At 63.2% G+C, this 16,683-nt stretch carries 19 protein-coding genes; 7 read left to right on the top strand and 12 right to left on the bottom strand.

What is annotated here, in order from left to right:
• Window positions 1-16: 16 nt before the first annotated feature.
• The 5 genes from CK498_RS07115 to CK498_RS07095 form a co-directional block, all read right to left on the bottom strand.
• Window positions 17-1,303: a TRAP transporter large permease gene (locus tag CK498_RS07115; RefSeq protein ID WP_095620137.1), complete on the bottom strand. Its 1,287-nt coding sequence runs from the start codon at window positions 1,301-1,303 to the stop codon at window positions 17-19.
• A complete protein-coding gene (locus CK498_RS07110) occupies window positions 1,300-1,896 on the bottom strand; it encodes a TRAP transporter small permease subunit (protein WP_095620136.1) in 597 nt (198 codons plus the stop codon). The genes CK498_RS07115 and CK498_RS07110 overlap by 4 nt, the downstream gene beginning before the upstream one ends.
• A gap of 63 nt (window positions 1,897-1,959) precedes the next feature.
• Window positions 1,960-3,024 carry a TRAP transporter substrate-binding protein gene (locus CK498_RS07105; RefSeq protein ID WP_095620135.1) on the bottom strand — a complete coding sequence of 355 codons (1,065 nt, stop codon included), beginning with the start codon at window positions 3,022-3,024 and terminating at the stop codon, window positions 1,960-1,962.
• A 34-nt stretch (window positions 3,025-3,058) separates the two neighbouring features.
• On the bottom strand, window positions 3,059-3,862 hold the full coding sequence (locus CK498_RS07100) for a putative hydro-lyase (protein ID WP_095620134.1): 804 nt from the start codon (window positions 3,860-3,862) through the stop codon (window positions 3,059-3,061).
• 131 nt (window positions 3,863-3,993) lie between these two features.
• Entirely contained in the window at window positions 3,994-4,884 is an 891-nt protein-coding gene (locus CK498_RS07095; RefSeq protein WP_095620133.1) for a LysR family transcriptional regulator, read from the bottom strand.
• Window positions 4,885-5,051: 167 nt separating this feature from the next.
• On the opposite strand from CK498_RS07095, the gene nfsA reads away from it, so the two are divergent.
• On the top strand, window positions 5,052-5,783 hold the full coding sequence (gene nfsA / locus CK498_RS07090; protein WP_095620132.1) for an oxygen-insensitive NADPH nitroreductase: 732 nt from the start codon (window positions 5,052-5,054) through the stop codon (window positions 5,781-5,783).
• 217 nt (window positions 5,784-6,000) lie between these two features.
• Window positions 6,001-6,846: an AraC family transcriptional regulator gene (locus CK498_RS07085; RefSeq protein ID WP_229358989.1), complete on the top strand. Its 846-nt coding sequence runs from the start codon at window positions 6,001-6,003 to the stop codon at window positions 6,844-6,846.
• A 22-nt stretch (window positions 6,847-6,868) separates the two neighbouring features.
• On the opposite strand, the gene CK498_RS07080 is transcribed toward CK498_RS07085, so the two are convergent.
• Complete coding sequence (locus CK498_RS07080; protein WP_095620130.1) at window positions 6,869-7,732, bottom strand: sirohydrochlorin chelatase; 864 nt, start codon at window positions 7,730-7,732, stop codon at window positions 6,869-6,871.
• 233 nt (window positions 7,733-7,965) lie between these two features.
• Here CK498_RS07080 and CK498_RS07075 point away from each other — a divergent pair, with 233 nt between their 5' ends.
• Entirely contained in the window at window positions 7,966-8,535 is a 570-nt protein-coding gene (locus tag CK498_RS07075; protein ID WP_095620129.1) for a nucleoside deaminase, read from the top strand.
• Between the two features lie 72 nt (window positions 8,536-8,607).
• On the opposite strand, the gene CK498_RS07070 is transcribed toward CK498_RS07075, so the two are convergent.
• Entirely contained in the window at window positions 8,608-8,832 is a 225-nt protein-coding gene (locus CK498_RS07070; protein WP_095620128.1) for a hypothetical protein, read from the bottom strand.
• Window positions 8,833-9,216: 384 nt separating this feature from the next.
• Between CK498_RS07070 and CK498_RS07065 the strand changes: the two genes are divergently transcribed.
• Entirely contained in the window at window positions 9,217-9,699 is a 483-nt protein-coding gene (locus CK498_RS07065) for a metallophosphoesterase family protein (RefSeq protein ID WP_095620127.1), read from the top strand.
• Between the two features lie 47 nt (window positions 9,700-9,746).
• Window positions 9,747-10,085 carry a hypothetical protein gene (locus CK498_RS07060; protein WP_095620126.1) on the top strand — a complete coding sequence of 113 codons (339 nt, stop codon included), beginning with the start codon at window positions 9,747-9,749 and terminating at the stop codon, window positions 10,083-10,085.
• Window positions 10,086-10,112: 27 nt separating this feature from the next.
• Here CK498_RS07060 and CK498_RS07055 read toward each other — a convergent pair whose 3' ends face one another.
• On the bottom strand, window positions 10,113-11,006 hold the full coding sequence (locus tag CK498_RS07055; RefSeq protein ID WP_095620125.1) for a LysR family transcriptional regulator: 894 nt from the start codon (window positions 11,004-11,006) through the stop codon (window positions 10,113-10,115).
• 188 nt (window positions 11,007-11,194) lie between these two features.
• On the opposite strand from CK498_RS07055, the gene blaOXA reads away from it, so the two are divergent.
• Window positions 11,195-11,932 carry a class D beta-lactamase gene (blaOXA, locus tag CK498_RS07050; protein ID WP_267873744.1) on the top strand — a complete coding sequence of 246 codons (738 nt, stop codon included), beginning with the start codon at window positions 11,195-11,197 and terminating at the stop codon, window positions 11,930-11,932.
• A gap of 13 nt (window positions 11,933-11,945) precedes the next feature.
• On the opposite strand, the gene CK498_RS07045 is transcribed toward blaOXA, so the two are convergent.
• Both CK498_RS07045 and CK498_RS07040 read right to left on the bottom strand, forming a co-directional pair.
• Window positions 11,946-12,548: a glutathione S-transferase N-terminal domain-containing protein gene (locus CK498_RS07045; protein WP_095620123.1), complete on the bottom strand. Its 603-nt coding sequence runs from the start codon at window positions 12,546-12,548 to the stop codon at window positions 11,946-11,948.
• The gene (locus CK498_RS07040) at window positions 12,548-13,753 is read right to left on the bottom strand and encodes a YbfB/YjiJ family MFS transporter (RefSeq protein WP_095620122.1); all 1,206 of its coding nucleotides are present in this window, start codon (window positions 13,751-13,753) and stop codon (window positions 12,548-12,550) included. Before CK498_RS07040 ends, CK498_RS07045 begins: the two co-directional genes overlap by 1 nt.
• Window positions 13,754-13,879: 126 nt before the next feature.
• Between CK498_RS07040 and CK498_RS07035 the strand changes: the two genes are divergently transcribed.
• The gene (locus CK498_RS07035; RefSeq protein ID WP_095620121.1) at window positions 13,880-14,779 is read left to right on the top strand and encodes a LysR substrate-binding domain-containing protein; all 900 of its coding nucleotides are present in this window, start codon (window positions 13,880-13,882) and stop codon (window positions 14,777-14,779) included.
• A 26-nt stretch (window positions 14,780-14,805) separates the two neighbouring features.
• On the opposite strand, the gene CK498_RS07030 is transcribed toward CK498_RS07035, so the two are convergent.
• Both CK498_RS07030 and CK498_RS07025 read right to left on the bottom strand, forming a co-directional pair.
• Complete coding sequence (locus CK498_RS07030) at window positions 14,806-16,113, bottom strand: TRAP transporter large permease (RefSeq protein ID WP_095620120.1); 1,308 nt, start codon at window positions 16,111-16,113, stop codon at window positions 14,806-14,808.
• A complete protein-coding gene (locus tag CK498_RS07025) occupies window positions 16,113-16,652 on the bottom strand; it encodes a TRAP transporter small permease subunit (protein ID WP_095620119.1) in 540 nt (179 codons plus the stop codon). The genes CK498_RS07030 and CK498_RS07025 overlap by 1 nt, the downstream gene beginning before the upstream one ends.
• Window positions 16,653-16,683: the final 31 nt, after the last annotated feature.

Below are 16,683 nucleotides of genomic sequence, written 5' to 3'. Positions count from 1 at the left end.
TCGGTGGTGTGCGGTGCTATCCGCGCAGCAGGTTGGGCAGGTACATGGCGACCGACGGGAACAGAATCAGTACGATGGCCATCAGGAACATGAAGCCGACGTAGGGCAGGGCGCCCAGCATTACGTCGTTGAAGGGACCGCCTTGGCGAACCCCCTGCACCACGTAGAGGTTGAGGCCTACCGGCGGGGTGATCAGCGCCATCTCGATCAGTAGGATCAGCAGGATGCCGAACCACACCGGATCGAAGCCCAGAGCGATCACGATCGGTGCGACGATGGGGATGGTGATCACCATCAGCGACAGCGTCTCGATGAAGAAGCCCAGCACGATATAGAGCACGATCACCAGCATCAGCGTCGAGTAGGGGCCCAGGCCTGCCGACTCCAGAAAGCCGGCCAACTCCCGGGTCACGCCGGTGGAGGCCAGCACGAAATTGAGGAAATACGAGGCGATGATGATCAGCATGATCATGCCGGTGGTGCGCATGGTGCCGTCCAGCGCCTCGACGATGATGCCAAGCGACAGCTTGCGCATGAACAGCGCGATCAGCAGCGCGCCGATCACCCCCAGGGAGGCCGCCTCGGTGGGCGTTGCCCAGCCGGCATAGATCGAGCCCACCACGATGCCGAACAGGGTCAGCACCGGCACCAGATGCTTGAGCCCCGAGAAGCGCTCGCTCCAGCTGTGGTGCGTGCTGGGGCCGCCGAGGCTGGGGCGCCACAGGCAGAGCAGCGCGGTACCGGCCATGAACAGCACCGCCAGTAGCAGCCCGGGCAGCAGTCCCGCGGCGAACAGTTGCGGAATGGAAGTCTCGGTCAGGAAACCGTAGACGATCAGGTTGATGGAGGGCGGAATCATGATCCCCAACGTGCCCCCGGCGGCAATCGAGCCGGTGAACAGCTTGGGATCGTATTTCATCTCCTTGCCTTGGGGGATCGCCACGGTGCCGATGGTGGCGGCGGTGGCCACGCTGGAGCCCGAGGTGGCGGAAAACAGCGTGGCGGTGCCGATATTGGCATGCAGCAAGCCGCCCGGCAGCCACGACAGCCAGCTCTCGAGGGCGCGATAGGTGCCCTTGGCGATGCCGGTACGCACCAGGATCTCGCCGAGCAGAATGAACAGCGGAATGGCGATCAGCAGGAAGCTGTCCGAGGCCGACCACAGCACGTCGCCCATGGCTCTGACCAGCGGAAAGGGGGAAAAGAACTCATCCAGGAACAGCCCCAGTGCAATGAGCGTTGCCGCGACCGGTACGCTGATCAGCAAGAGGACAAGGAGAACCAGCAGTGCGAGCAGGATCATGACAGGGGTTCCTTGTTTTCTTCACTCAACTGCTCATCGAGCGTCGGGCTACCGGCGATCCGTTGAACACCGTCGATGTCTCCTCCCAGCAGGCCAAACAGCACGCGCAGGGTGACCAGGCCCACCGCAACGCTGAACCAGGTCAGGCCGAGCAGCCATAGCGCTTGAGGCATCCAGATGGGGGTGCCGAGGGGCGTGTTGGCGGTGGCGCCGCCGGTATAGGAGTCGCTGGTGATCTCGAAGGCCGCACCCACCACCAGGATGCAGAACAGTGCCATGGCCAGCAGCGCGACCAGGTCCAGCAGGCCGCGTACCTTGGCGGGGAAATTCAGGTACAAGGCATCGATGCGGATATGTGCCTTGCGCATCAGGGTGTAGGCGAAGGACCAGCTGGCGCTGATCGCCATGATATAGCCCGTGAGCTCGGTGGCATGCACGGCAGAGCGTCCCATGAAGCGCCGCGACAGGACTTCTATGGTCACCATGGCGACGGTCACGAGGATCAGCACGCCACCGGCGCGCGCCAACCACAGCGAGCCGATCTGTACCACATCCAGCAGCTTGTCGAGGGTAGTGTTGACCCGTGCGAACATGTCTCTCTCCAGAACGAAACCGGGCTGGCTGGCAGCCCGGTCGTCGACAATGATCCAGTGCGATTACTTGGCCGCTGTCAGGCCGGTCACTGAACCAATAGTCTCGTTCCAGCGATCGACCCACTCCTGGTCAACGCGGTTCGCCCAGTTCGGCAGCAGGGTTTCCTCGAGGTGACGAGTGGCCTCGGCGTAGTCCTCATCCGTTGCCTCGACCAGGACCATGCTGCCGGCATCGCCTCGCGTGCACTCGCCTTCGCCGGTCAGGCAGGCAATCCCCTCGCGGGTCTCCTCGATGGCAGACTCCCACACCGGGTTCTCGTAGTTGTCGCGGATCTCGCTCATCAGCCACTCCTGGGTCGCGCTGGAGAGCGACGCCCACTTGTTGCCGTTCATGGCCGTGACGACGTGATCCCAGCCGCCCACCGGCAGTGGATAGAGGTGCGTAGAAACCTCGTGCCAGCCAGAGCTGAAGCCCGACAGTGAGCCGGTCACGGCGCAGTCGACGACGCCGCGCTGAAGGGCGCCAGGCACTTCGCTGAAGTTGAGCGTGATGCCTTCGGCACCCAGCGCTTCGAGGAACTCGGCGGTGGTGCGCCCGCTGGCGCGTACCTTCTTGCCCGCCAGGTCAGAGAGGCCATCGATCTCGACGTTGCAGAACACCATCTGCGAGGGGTAGGGCACCACCGCCAGCAGTTGCGCATCCTCATAACGCTTGGCGAAAGCATCGGCCAGTACTGGGCGGAAAGCGTCCGCGACTTCCCTGGCGGTTGCCACATCCGGCGCCAGCATCGGCATGTCCAGGCCTTCCAGCTCCGGGGCATCCTGCACGGCGTAGTTGATCACGGTAGAGGCGATCTCCACCACGTCGCGCCCCATCAGGCGATAGACCTCGCCACCACTAAGGCCCATCTGGTCGAAGGTGGTAACGTCCGTCGAGATACGCTCACCGGAGGCTTCCGGTATATGGTTCTCCCAGAAGGGGCGCTCGAAGTTCTGATACAGCGACAGGCTGCTCCAGCTGCCGACATAGGAAAGGCTGGTTTCGTCGATCTCCTGGGCCACGGCATGGGAGCCTGCGACTGCCAGGGTGACGGCAGCAGCGGAGACGAGGGAGTTTCTTGTAATCATCGAATTTTCCTCACTTTCTTGGGTTTGTGTAACGCTACAACAGGGACAGGTGGCTATCAGGAATATCGGTGAGCAGCATATGCCCTGGGCTATGGGTGATAGCGAACGCGATACCCGCATCGATTAACACCTGCTGCGGGGTCACGCCGCAGGCCCAGAAGAGCGGCAGCTCGTCATCAGCCACTGACACGCTATCCCCGTAGTCGGGGGAATCGATGTCGGTGATGCCTATCAGGGTGGGATCGCCAAGGTGTACCGGTGCACCGTGGGCCTGGGGGTAGCGGGTGGTGATCTGGATGGCACGAATGGCCTCTGCCGCCGAATAGGGGCGCATCGACACCACCAGGTTGCCGCCGAATCCTCCCGCGGTGGTCAGGGGTAGCGTGGTGTTGAACATCGGCACGTTGCGGCCTTGCTCGATATGCCGCACCCCGAGCCCGTCGAGCTGCAAGGCATGCTCGAAGGTAAACGAGCAGCCCAGTGCAATGGTCACCAGGTCATCGCGCCACACGTCGGCCACCTCAGCGACACTGTCGCTGGCCTGGCCGTTGCGATAAATCCGATAGGCCGGCACATCTCGGGCAATATCGATGTCATCGCCGAGCGCCTCACAGCCTCTCGCTCCTGGCTCACTGACTGCGAGTACCGGACACGGCTTGGGATTGGCCTGGCAAAAGCGCAGAAAGCCGTTGGCCTGGGCCTCGGGGAGGATCACCAGATTGACCTGCACGAAGCCATTGGCCAGGCCTGCGGTAGGCCCTGTCAGTGCCCCCTCTCTGGCGGAGAGGCGAACGGCCAGTGGGGTCGAATAAGCATCTAGTGAGCTAGCGGACGACATGGAGATCTGCCTCTGAATGCACGTCATTACAGTTAAGGCAGAAACAATGATTTATACAATTCGAAAATTAATATCAGTATTGATCAATAATTTGGATCAGTAGCTTGGATCAGTGGGCACGCCTGGCGGCGTCAGGTATCGACGTTGCATTCGGATACGGTGTGAAAAGAGAGCTCGGCCACGGCGTGCACGACATTGCCGCCTGGTGCCGCGCCGTAGGCCGCATTGAAGACCAGGTCTGGAATCGACACCTCCACGTCGAACTGCTTGAGTCGCCCCGACGCCAGTTCCTGCTGAATGATCTCGCGGGGCAGGGCGCTGATGCCGATGCCGTCGACCGTCATGCGGATGATGGTGGAGAGTGACGAGCTCGAATGGATCTGGGTCGAGTGATTCATGGGATCCACCAATGAGCGAATGTTGGTATAGGGTTCGCTCTTGCGCGGATAGGTGATGATCGGCCACTTGGCCAGATCGGCCGGTGACAAGGGCGTGTCGGGGATCGCCAGGCGCGGGCTCGCCACCCATACCAGCGAGTAGCGGCACAGGCGTCGGTTGATCATGCCGGGCTGATTGACCTTGCCCATCAGGAAGGCGATATCGATATCGTGATTCGCCACCTTGTCGGCCAGATTGACGGAGATGTCGACATCAAGCTCCAGGTTGATCGCCGGGTAGGCCTCGCTGACGCGCTCTATCATCTGCGGTAGCCAGGTATGCGCGATGGTTTCCGAGACACCCAGGCGAATGGTGCCGTGGATGGCCGTTGGCGTGGCCACCACCTGGAGCATTTCGCTGTGCAGGTTCAGCATCTTCTCGGCATATACCAGCAGCTCGCGGCCCTTGGCTGTCAATCTCACATGCCTGCCTATGCGGTCGAACAGCGCTACGCCCAACTGATCCTCGAGCCCCGCAATGCGTGCCGATACCGACGGCTGGGAAGCATACAAGCGCTTGGCTGCCGCCCGGAAACTGCCCAGCCGGGCAATCCAGACAAAGGTTTCCAGCGTGCGAATATTCATCGGCATCCAGCTCCTGAAACGGGTTGCATTGCCAGCACATGACGACACCGCAGCGAGGCGTGCCTGGCGCCGAGGCCGGCACTGGGAGCATGCCAGAGTGTGGGTGTGGGTGGTATCTTGGTGGCTATCGGCTTGATCCTTAGCAATGCAACATTTAGCGAGGCCCCATGAACCCGACCATCGAACTGTTGAAATCCCACCGCTCGATTCGCAAGTTCACTGACCAGAAGATTCCCCGCGAGCTGCTGCTGGAGCTGGTCCGTGCCGGTCAGGCAGCGGCGACGTCGAGCCATATCCAGGCCTACAGCGTCATCCATGTCACCGATCCGGCCAAGCGCGAGATGATCGCCGAGCTGGCCGGTGGCCAGGGCTATATCGCCAGCTGCTCCGATTTCCTGGTGTTCTGCGCTGACATGAAGCGTCCCACCGAGGCTTCCGAGCGCACCGGCGCCAAGGTCGTGCGCGGCATGACCGAGCAGCTGCTGGTGGCCAGCGTGGATGCCGCCCTCATGGCCCAGAACGTGGTGGTGGCTGCCGAGTCCGAGGGGCTGGGTATCTGCTATATCGGCGGTATTCGCAACAACCCCCAGCAGATCAGCGACCTGCTCGCGCTGCCGGATCACGTCTATCCGGTGTTCGGGCTGTGCCTCGGCTACCCGGCCCACGACCCGGACGTCAAGCCGCGCCTGCCGGTGGAGGCGGTGCTGATGGAGAACACCTACCGCGAGGATCTTGCCCCAGTCGCCGATTTCGATGCCACCATGCACCGCTATTACAGCGAGCGCAGCGGGGGCAACAAGGACACCGACTGGTCGCGCAACCTGCAGCCGCTGTTCGATACCAAGCTGCGCCCGCATATGCGCGACTTCCTGGTCAAGCGCGGCTTCGAGATGAAGTGACGCCTCGGCTGTGAAGATTCTCCGCGATCCTTGCACGATCCTCTCAATATGCAGGGCGGGAGATTGTGCGAGGCACTGCCTGGGGGTAGCTTGATACCCCTATGGATACAGGAGCACGGCGATGGCAATGGACACACCACCCTTTGCAGAAGTCAGTCGTCTGATAGAACGGTTCTGCCCGCATAGTGATGGGTGCGATACGACGCCGATACCCGGGATGATGCTGTATCGTACGGATGCGCCGACCGCGGCCATGCCGGCGATCTTCGAGCCGATGCTGTGCTTTATCGTGCAGGGCCGCAAACGCACCATGCTCGGTGATCGCTGCTTCGAGTATGGCGCAGGGGACTATCTGATTGCCTCGGTGGATCTGACCATCAGTGGCGAAGTCATCGAGGCGAGTCCCGAGCAGCCCTACCTGGCCTGTGCCCTGCGGCTCGATACGACGAAACTGGCCGAACTGTTGCTCGCCATGCCGGAGCAGCCCGTCTCGAATCGCCCCTGCTCGGGCATGGCGATGTGCCAACTATCGCCGCAACTGCTGGATGCCCTGACCCGGCTGCTACGCCTGCTCGAGCGTCCGCAGGATATTGCCATCCTGGCGCCGCTGATCGAGCGCGAAATTCTCTATCTGCTGCTGCGCAGCGAGCAGGGCGAGGCACTGCGTCAGATCGCCCTGGGTGAGAGTCATCTGACCCAGGTCAGCAAGGCGATCACCTGGATTCGTGGCCACTACACCGACCCGTTGCGTATCGATGCCGTGGCCAAGGTGGCCAATATGAGCCCGTCATCGCTTCACCGTCATTTCAAGTCGGTCACGGCGATGAGTCCGCTGCAGTACCAGAAGCAGATTCGTCTACAGGAAGCGCGGCGCTTACTGCTGACCCAGCAGGCTGATGCGGCAAGCGTCGGCTTCACGGTGGGCTACCAGAGCCCATCGCAGTTCAGCCGCGAGTACTCGCGGATGTTCGGGGCGCCGCCGCGCAAGGATATTGCCTCTATCCGGCGCAGCGTGCCGGCAGCAGCTGGCGTCGCCAATGCCGGCTCGCTCGGCGCCGCCTGACACGGCGCTCGTCAGTTAGGGCTCAGGTAGGAGCGCCTGATGCTGGCATTTCCAACAGCAGCGGCTCGCCTGCCAGGCCCTGCTGCAGACGGGTAGCGAGGATCTCCATGATGCCGTCGTGCTCACCCACCAAGCGCGTGGTGGTGACATTGAGGCCGGAGGTTTTGGCCATCGCCCGCTCGCAGATCTCGGCAATATCCCCGCCCTCGCCGGCGTGTCGCCCTGGTGAGAGAAACAGCATGGCCAGGATCACATCGCCCTGGGTCATGGTGGGAGCGGCCAGCAGGTCTTCCAGGAGCGGCTCGTTGAAGCGGTAGGCGTCGCCGTCGCGGCGCTCCATGGAGGCAAAGGTGACGCAGTCGACCTCCCCGGCGAGCAGCACGCTGAGCTGACCGGCGAGGTAGTTGCGCACCGCCGTGACCTCGGGGATCGGGCTGCCGTGATCGACCAGTACCACCTTGGGTCGCGCCAGGCCCGGCATGCGCTCGCGCACGTTGTCGGCCAGCAGCTGGGCCAGCCGTAGGTCCAGCGGCGCCAGGGTGTCGACCAGCGGCAGCGCCACCTTGATGCTCAGTTGGGGGTGGCTGGCCTGTACCTCGGCCAGGCGCTCTGGCAGGTAGCGGGTCAATGCCTGGCTGGGGCCGAAGAAGAACGGCACGATCACCAGTTCGGTGATGCCCTGGGCGGCGGCCTGCTCGGCCAGCGGGCCCAGCGATACCGCCTTGCGGCCGTCAAGCTGCTCGGGGGGGATCTTGTAGGAGTGCAGCAGCGAGGCGGCCTCGACGGCCTCGCCGCGGGCCTGACTGAGTGCATCGGCCAGGCGACGCAGGTTGAGTGTGGCCTGGGGACGCAGTGAGCCGTTGTCGACGAGCAGAATCTTGCGCATGGAGGTCTCTTGGCTGGGGCAGGCGGAGTGGCGCTGCGTTGGGCGGTTCGTGCAATCACACGATCAACGATGATTTTCCCAATAGGGACATATTGCAAGGAAAGCGCGATGGGACGACATGTTTTTCCCTTCAGGGAGAAATGGCTGCCGCATGCCGCGTCTCCGCGCATGTAGTAGCCTGATAGGCACCCAGGCCCGCGGGCGGGGTGGCTATTCGATTATTGGGAGATGTGATGGAAACGCTACTCAACGCAAACGCGGAGGTCTCGGAAGCCGCACTCAGCGCCATGGCGCATATGCCAACGGCCAGCCTGCCGGCGTTGATGGATGACTCTTTCGCCAAGCGGCTGAGCGATGCCGACATGATGCGTATCGCGGTGCTGCTGGCGCAGAAGAGCTACGACGAGGGCGGCTGCCCCATCGGTGCCGTGATCATCGACAACGCCACGCGGCGGATTCTCGGCAAGGGCCATAACACCCTGGTGCAGGAGAACCACCCCTACCACCACGGCGAGACCTCGGCGATCCGCGATGCCGGCCGCATCGACTTCAGCTGCACCACGCTATTCACGTCGCTTAGCCCCTGCGAGATCTGCGCAACCCTGGTGCATATGCGAGGCTTTGCCCGGGTGGTGGTGGGCGATGTCACCAATGCCTCGGGCACCGAAGCCTTGCTGCGCAGCAAGGGCGTAGAGGTGGAGGTGCTGGAAGACGCTCGTGGTATCGAGCTGTATGCGCGCTTCCGCGCCGAGAAACCCGAGTTGGATTTTGAAGACTGGCAGGGGCTGGGCGGCAGGAAGTGACGGTGGAGATAGCAAAAAGCCCCCTCCCAGGAGGGGGCAGACTGATGCTAAGAGAGACTCGGTAAGGGAGTGTCAGTCGTCGCTGGCTGCCAGTAGTGGGGCCTCGCCGGTGCGGACTTCATCCCAGGCCTGGTCGAGGGTGTAGCCCTGGCAGGCGTCGATGGTGTCGAGCACCTCGACGGCATGCTGCAGGGACTCGCCGTTGCCCTTCAGGGCAACCACCAGCTTGGCAAGGTCCAGCTTGCTGAAGGTGTTGGCAATGGCGTCGGCTTGCTGGGTCAGTTGGGTGCAGTTCATGGTTAAATCCTCGTGTAAGGTCATCATCCCCCGGGAGCATCCCGTCTTGGGGTTGCCATCGACGATGGCGTTCTGGTGCCTTAGCTACTCATGCCGGGCCGGGTAAGCGCCCAATGCTGCAACTGCGACAGGGTCACAAGCGTTCCAAGACCTTCGCTCTGGCGCCTGGATCAAATAAGGCATGGCGCTCAGTTGGTAGCTGGGGTCAGGTCAGTGGATCGAGGTAGCGATACCCTGTCCTGAACCGTGATTTCACTATGGGCCAGGATCATGCACTGCACAAAGCGCCATTAGACGCACGCCTCGTTGTAGTAAAACGACATATTGTGCATTGCACCACTGGACAGGTAGCGGGGCTACCGGAAGGGTATGAAGGAGGCGGCCATGCAGGCCATCAGCAGCGCACGGCCCATCGGGGTGATCAGCGACACCCACGGCTTGTTACGCCCCGAGGCACTTGCGATGCTCGATGACTGCGGCGTGATTCTGCACCTCGGCGACGTGGGAAACCGGGAGCAAGATGCCACCATCCTCGAACGACTGCGGGAGCTCGCCCCGCTGGCCACGGTGCGCGGCAATATCGACACCGCACCCTGGGCCGAGGCCTTGCCGATGACCTGCGACCTCAGCGTCAACGGCTGGCGCCTGCATCTGGTGCATATCCTCGAGGCGTTCGACCCCGCCACGCCCTGCGACGCCGTGCTCCATGGCCACTCCCATAAACCGCGCAACCAGTGGCAGGATGGCCGGCTGCTGTTCAACCCCGGTGCCGCCGGCAAGCGCCGCTTCCGCCTGCCCATCACCCTGGGCAAACTATGGGCCGATGAGCGCGGCCTGCGCGGCGCTATCCTGCATCTGCCGCTGTGAGACAAGCGGCGGTGACCACTCTGTCGTGACCTGGAGCCGAGACAATCATGTCTACCGAGGAAGCCACGCTGGCGCCGCGCCTGCGCGAGCTGCTTACCCAGCTGCCGAGCGAGGCCGTGCCGATCACCTACCAGCAGGCCGCCGAGGCCCTGGGATTGACGCCGCCGGGTACCATCCAGCGTGTTGCTCTGGCGCTGGAGGCCCTGATGCGCGAGGACGTGGCAGCCGGTCGCCCGCTGATCGCGGCACTGGTGGTCAGCCGCCGAGGCGATTTGCCGCGGCAGGGGTTCTTCGAGCTGGCGGTAGCGCTTGGCCGTTTTCCCACCGACCCGGCCCAGCACGCAGCCGCCTATCGGCACGAGCTGGCGCAGGTGTTGGCGGGCTAGGTATTACGAAAAGTCGGCGAGCGAAGATCAGGCCGCCTCACCATAAGCCTGATGCACGACATCCTGAAGCCAGTCTCGGAAGGTCGCCATTGCCGCGCTGGGGGCGCGGGATATCTGACGTGTCAGCCAGTAGCGGCCCAGTGAAGTGGTGGTCGCAAATGGCTGAACGATGTTGCCCGTTGCCAGTTGGCGCTCGAACATCCGCGGCGGTGCCAGTGCCACACCCGCGCCTTGGGTGGCCGCCTCCATCATCGCCAGGGAGGAGTCGAAGGTGATGCCTCTCACCAGCGGTGGTGGGTGGGGGATGCCCGCGGCGGCAAACCAGCTGGGCCACTCGTTCTCGCGGTAGGAGCGCAGCAGCGTATGCTGCATCAGGTCCGCAGGGGTGCTCAGCGTTGCCGCGACTCTCGGTGTGCAGAGGGGCGATAGCGGCGCCTCGAATAGCGGCTCGGCCTCGCAGCCATACCAGGCGCCGTCGCCGAAACGAATGGCGAAATCCAACCCCTCGGCGGCCATGTCGACCCGATTGTTGTGGGTCGAGAGGCGGATGTCGATAAGCGGGTGGCGCGCCTGGAACTCGGCCAGCCGCGGCAGCAGCCAGCCCACCGCAAAGGTACCCACTGCGCCAACCATCATGATCTCCCTGACCTGGCCGCCCTCCAGGCGCCCCAGCATCTCGGCCATGCGGTCGAAGGCATCGCCCAGTACCGGCAGCAGCGCCTCGCCTTCGGCGGTGATCATCAGGCCTCGCGGTAGGCGTTTGAACAGCACCACGCCTAGCCGCTGTTCCAGTAGCTTGACCTGATGGCTGACGGCAGCCTGGGTCACGTTCAGCTCGTCACCCGCGCGGGTGAAGCTTCGCAGGCGGGCGGAAGCCTCGAAGGCGCGCAGGGCATTGAGCGGCAGGTAAGGTCTCGTCATAGCCCAAATCCAGTTTATGGCTGATGCAAGTTAACATAGTTTGTGGGCGCGTTTCGTGATCGACTAATCTGCTTTTCGGCAGCGCACTGCCTGCTCTTGGATCGAAACCACGACAACGAGAGGGAACCATGACCCTAAAATTTTTACTGGCCGGTGCCCTGGCGCTGGGCCTGGCCCCACTAGGCGCGATGGCCGACACCTGGCAGGAACGGGACGACTGGGCGGTGCTGTTTCAGGAACATGATGCCGAAGGCACCCTGCTGGTGGTGGATCAGCGCCGGGATGCCCAAGTCACCTGGGTACATGACGCCGAGCGTGCCCGCCAGCGCTTCGTGCCCGCCTCCACCTTCAAGGTGCCCCACACCCTGTTTGCGCTGGATGCCGGCGTGGTGGACGACGAGTTCCAGGTGTTTGACTGGGATGGTATTGAGCGCGGATTCCCCGCATGGAATGCCGATCAGGACCTGCGCTCGGGGATGCGTAACTCGACGGTGTGGCTCTTCCAATATTTCGCCCGGGAGCTGGGCGAGGAGAGTGAGCGCCGCTACCTGGAGGCGATCGACTATGGCAACGCCGAGATAGGCGACGACCTCGAGAACTTCTGGCTGGCCCCTGGCCACCTGGAGATCTCCGCCGAGGAGCAGGTCGGCTTCCTGCAGCAGCTCTATCGCAATGAGCTGCCGTTCGACGAGGCCGACCAGCGGCTGGTCAAGGACCTGATGATCGGTGAAGCCGGTCGCGACTGGATCCTGCGCGCCAAGACCGGCTGGTCCGGCGAGTACGGCTGGTGGACGGGCTGGGTCGAGTGGCCCAGCGGGCCGGTGTTCTTCGCCCTCAACATCGATACCCCCAACCGGATGGAGGATATTCCCAAGCGCGAAGCCATCGTGCGCGAGGCCCTGCGTGGCCTGGAGGCGCTACCTTAAAGGCTATCCGGTGTCACCCAAACGCCGTCTGGCTGAAGCTCTCGCGACGCACGATCTGGCGGTGCCAGGCCGCGAGCCTGGGACGGCCCTCGGCCCAGGCCACTTCGGGCAGCCGGAACGTCAGGTAGTCCAGCGCGACGCCGACGGCGATATCGGCCAAGGTCATGGGCGACGCCACCTGGGCCTCGTCGAGCTCCTGCTCCAACTGGTCCAGGATGCGCTGAAAGGCCCGCTGGCGGCGCTGCCCCAGCACGCTGTCGTCGGCCTCGCTGCCCTGATGCTTGCGCGCGATCACCGTCGCGAAAGCGGCATCCATCAGCCCTTGGCCGAGGCCGACAAGATGCAGCACCTCGCTCGAGCGTGCTGGCGGAATCAGCCGCTCTCCGGGGCCTTGTGCCTCGAGGTAGAAGGCGATCAGTAGCGACTCGCTCAGCGCGGTGCCGTCCGCCGTTATCAGCGCCGGAATGCGCCCGGTGGGGTTGGCCTCCAGCAGCGCGGCATCGTCGGCCCAGGGATCGCACCAGCGCAGCGTCACCGCTTCGGCCAGGCCTTTCTCCATCACTGTGATACGCACCATGCGGGCATAGGGTGAGGTCGCGTTGAGAAAGAGTTCCATCAGTGTCTCCTGGGTGGGGTGGAAAGAGCGCCATGGCGTGCCTGCAGGCCACGGCTGAGGAGTACCAGAGCGAAGCCGCCGGCCAGCATTACGCTGCCGATGGCGAAGAGTGGCGTATAGCTGCCCCACCCATCGTAGAGGGCGGACATGCCGTAACCCGAAGCCGCCTGTGCCGCGGCGAACGCCGCGGTGGCGCGCCCCCAGAGTCGCTTGTGAGCCGCCGGGCCGGCCAGCTCGGCGAGCCGGCCGGAAGTCAGCGCCACGATGCCGGGGATCATGGCACCGACCACGAAGGAGGAGGCCGAGCGGCTGAGCAGATCCAGCGACAGCAGCGGCAGGGCAATCGCGGCGGCCTTTGCCAGGAACGCCAGGGCCAGCCCAAGGTGCCAGCCTAGCCGCCGGGCAACGGCGCCGGCCAGCAGCGGGCCGCACACCGCCCCGACCCCGAATAGGCCCCACTGTAGGGCGGCGGGGGAGTGGCCGAGGGCGTTTTCCCTGGCCAGGTAGTCGACCCAGAACACCGTGTGCGGCACGAAACCCGCGCCATCCAGGGCATAGGCGCCTATCACCAGCAGCACGGCGATGGCCACCCCGGGGTGTGCCCGGCGCATGCCTGCTTGCTCGGGCGAAGCGGGCGCGGGTATAGCCAGGCGCGCCAGGCCGCGGTCACCGAGTAACCCCGCGACAAGGGTTAGCACACCGAGGGCCATCCAGGTCGCCATCAGGCTGGTCTCGAGCAGCAGCGGCACTACCCAGGCCGAGAGCAGCACCCCCAGGCCGATGCCGGTAAACACCAGGCCACCGACATGGGCGCGCCGGTCTGTCGGTGTGGCCGTCAGTGCCAGGGACGGGCCGACCACCATCAGGATCGCCCCGGCGATGCCTGAGACCAGCCGCCAGACGAAGAACCAGGCGAAGCTGGCAGGCCATGCACACAGCACAAAACTCAGGGCGATGGCCGCAAAACAGACGCCGAGCAGCGCCCGCGGTGGGTAGCGTTCGGACAGGACGTGACCGGAGAGTGCGCCGATCAGGTAGCCGAGCAGGTTGGCTGCCCCGAGATAGGCCGCAGCGCTGGCGCTGAACCACTGCGCCTCGACCAGCGCCGGCAGGAGCGGCGTGTAGGCAAAGCGAGCGAGGCCGATCCCGACGAGGGTGGCCATGATGCCCGTGAGCAGGGCGGAAATATCTCGCTTATCGACCATGCAGGGCGGTCCTGAATCAGCGGCAGTACCCCAAGAGTACGTGGCGGCGAATGTTCATGGATAATGATTTGTCGTGATGTAAGCTATCTTGTTATGTGATCAAGGGGTGTCGGCAGGAGGTGCCGCATGCAGCTCAAGTCTCTGCGCCTGTTAATGGGCGTGGCGGAAACCGGTAGTTTCGTTGCGACCGCTCAGCGGCTGCATACGGTGCAGTCCAACGTCACGGCGCATATCAAGAAGCTCGAAGATGAACTGGGCGTGCAGCTGGTGAACCGTAGCGGGCACGTCCGGCTGACCACGGCCGGGATGGCACTGGCTGAGTATGCCGAGCGCATGCTGAGCGCCCACGATGAAGCGGTATCGCTGTTCAAGGGCGACAAGGTGGCCGGCAGCCGGCTACGCATCGGCGCCATGGAAACCACCACGGCGCTGCGTCTGCCGCCCATCCTGGCCGCCTTCCATGGCGCCTATCCGGAGGTCGATCTGCAGCTGCAGACCGGCCCAACGGCGTCGCTGGTCGAGCGGCTCACGGAAGGCTTGGTCGACTGCGTATTCGTGGCGGGGCGTCTCGATCACCCTCACTACCACCTCGAGAAGGTATTCAGCGAAGAGCTGGTGCTGGTGAGCTCCACCCCCATGCTGGCCATGCCCAGCACCGAAGAGTTGTTGACCGCGACCTTTCTCGCTTTCCGTCAGGGCTGCAGCTATCGCCAGCGTATCGAGCTGCTGCTGGCTTACTGCGGCGTCAGCGCGGCGAGGATCTTCGACCTTGGCTCGCTGGACGCCATGCTCGGGTGCGTCGCTGCCGGCATGGGCTACACCGTGCTGCCAAGGACCACGGTGGAGGCCCATCAACACCGCTTCGGGATTCACTGCCTGGTACTGCCAGCTCCCATTGCGCAGGTCGACACCTACTTCGCCGCCGCTCAGCCGGCCACCTGGACTCCGGCGCTGGCGCGCTTCGTCGACACCCTGCGCCAAGTGGCGGCTAGTGATACCTGCCGTTCAGAGTCGGGTGGCGGGTAGCGTGACGCTAACAGCCATGAGTGAGGTCACATCCTGGCCTCATTCATATAGCTTGGCAGGAAGGTGACCAAGCCTGGGAAGGCAATCAGCAATAGCGCCATGAAAGCCATGATCAGGAAGAGTGGCGCCGCCGCTTTGGCAATAAAGCCAAGGCTATGATTGGTCAGCCCTTTCATGACGAAGAGGTTAAAGCCTACGGGGGGCGTTATCTGCGCCATCTCCACCATGACAAGCACGAAAATGCCGAACCAGATAAGATCGATACCCGCTTGATTGAGCATTGGTGTGACGACAGCCATGGTGAGTACCACCGCCGAGATGCCATCCAGAAAACAGCCTAGCACGATATAGACGAACATCAGCGCTATCAGCAGCATGATGGGGGACAGGTCGAAGGAGCCTACCCATTCAGCAAGGCCGCGTGGCAGCCCGGTGAACCCCATCGCCAGCGTCAGAAACGAGGCGCCTGCGAGTATCAGGGCGATCATGCAGGATGTCTTTGCTGCTCCCAACAGGCTTTCCACCAACGAAGGGAAGGTCAGGCTACGCTGAATTGCGGCGAGCAGTAGGGCACCAACGACGCCGAGGGCGGCGGCTTCGGTCGCGGTTGCGAGGCCGGAGTACATCGAGCCAATTACGGTGAGTATCAACAACGCAACAGGAATCAGTAGGCGCGATTCATACAGGCGTTGCTTCATTGTCATGGCCGGCTCTTTGTCGATTTTAGGCTTTTTCAGTATGCCCCAGGCAACGACATAACCCATGAAAAGTGCGGCTAATATCAGCCCAGGGAGTATCCCTGCGATAAAAAGTTGGGGTATGGACTGATTGGTGATCACGCCATAGACGATCATGGTCAGCGAGGGAGGAATCATCAGGCCAAGTGTCGAGGCGCCGGCCAAGGTGCCCACGCTCATGAAATCGGAATAGCCGCGCTTCTTGAGTTCAGGCATGGACATCTTGCCCACGGTGGTCAGCGTGGCAGCCGAAGAGCCGGAGACTGCGGCGAACAAGGTGCAGCCGATGACGTTGGTGTGCATCAGCCGCCCCGGCAGCCAGCTGAGCCAAGGGCTCAACCCCCGGAAGAGACTTTCGGAGAGCCGCGTGCGATAGAGGATTTCCCCCATCCAGATGAACAGAGGAAGTGCCGTGAGCGTCCAGCTCGTCGACGATGTCCACAGCGTGCTGTACATCGACGCGCCGATGGGCCGTCCAGTGAAGAGGGCGATGCACACCATTGCTACCCCGACCAGGGACAGTGCCACCCAGACACCGGAGCCCAGCAGCAGAAAGAGGATGAGCAGCAGCGCAATGGCCAGTTCGGTGAAATCCATCAGAGACTCCTCACGGGATGGCTTTCGTGGTGATTGGCACGAGCAGAACGAAACAGTGCTGCCAGGGTGCGCACGAAATGGTCTACGATCGAAAGCGTGAAGGTTGTAGAGCCGAGCGCGAGAAGCGACTGTGGTATCCAGAGCGCCGTGGCATCCTGCCCGGATGAAACGTCGCCAAACCGATAGGACCAATAGGCTGCATCATAAGCGTGCCACGTGATGAAACCGGCAATTCCGCTGGCGATGAGTAGGCACCATAGCTCACCGATGGGGCGAAAGCGTCCGAGCCGTTCCACCAGGAGGCCAACCCGTATATGTCCGCCTTCATGAAAGGTGTAGGCTGCAGCAAGGAAGGTGCTGGCGCCCATCAGGTAGCCGGCGTAGTTGGTGGCACCAGGCAGGGTTGTGCCGCTCCAGCGCAGCACCACCTGGGCGACGATCACTACCAGCATAATGAAAATGCATAGCGCGGCTAGATATCCGAAGATGCGATAGAGCGTTTCCAGGCATCTGGCTGCACGAGAAGAGAAGGTGTTCATTGAGTGACCCCGAGTTCAACCAGTTAAGCAG

Source organism: Halomonas salipaludis (genome assembly GCF_002286975.1).
GTDB classification, from domain to species: domain Bacteria; phylum Pseudomonadota; class Gammaproteobacteria; order Pseudomonadales; family Halomonadaceae; genus Franzmannia; species Franzmannia salipaludis.
The sequence above is the reverse complement of the archived record's forward strand: the minus strand, read 5'-3'. Positions and strand labels throughout refer to the sequence as shown.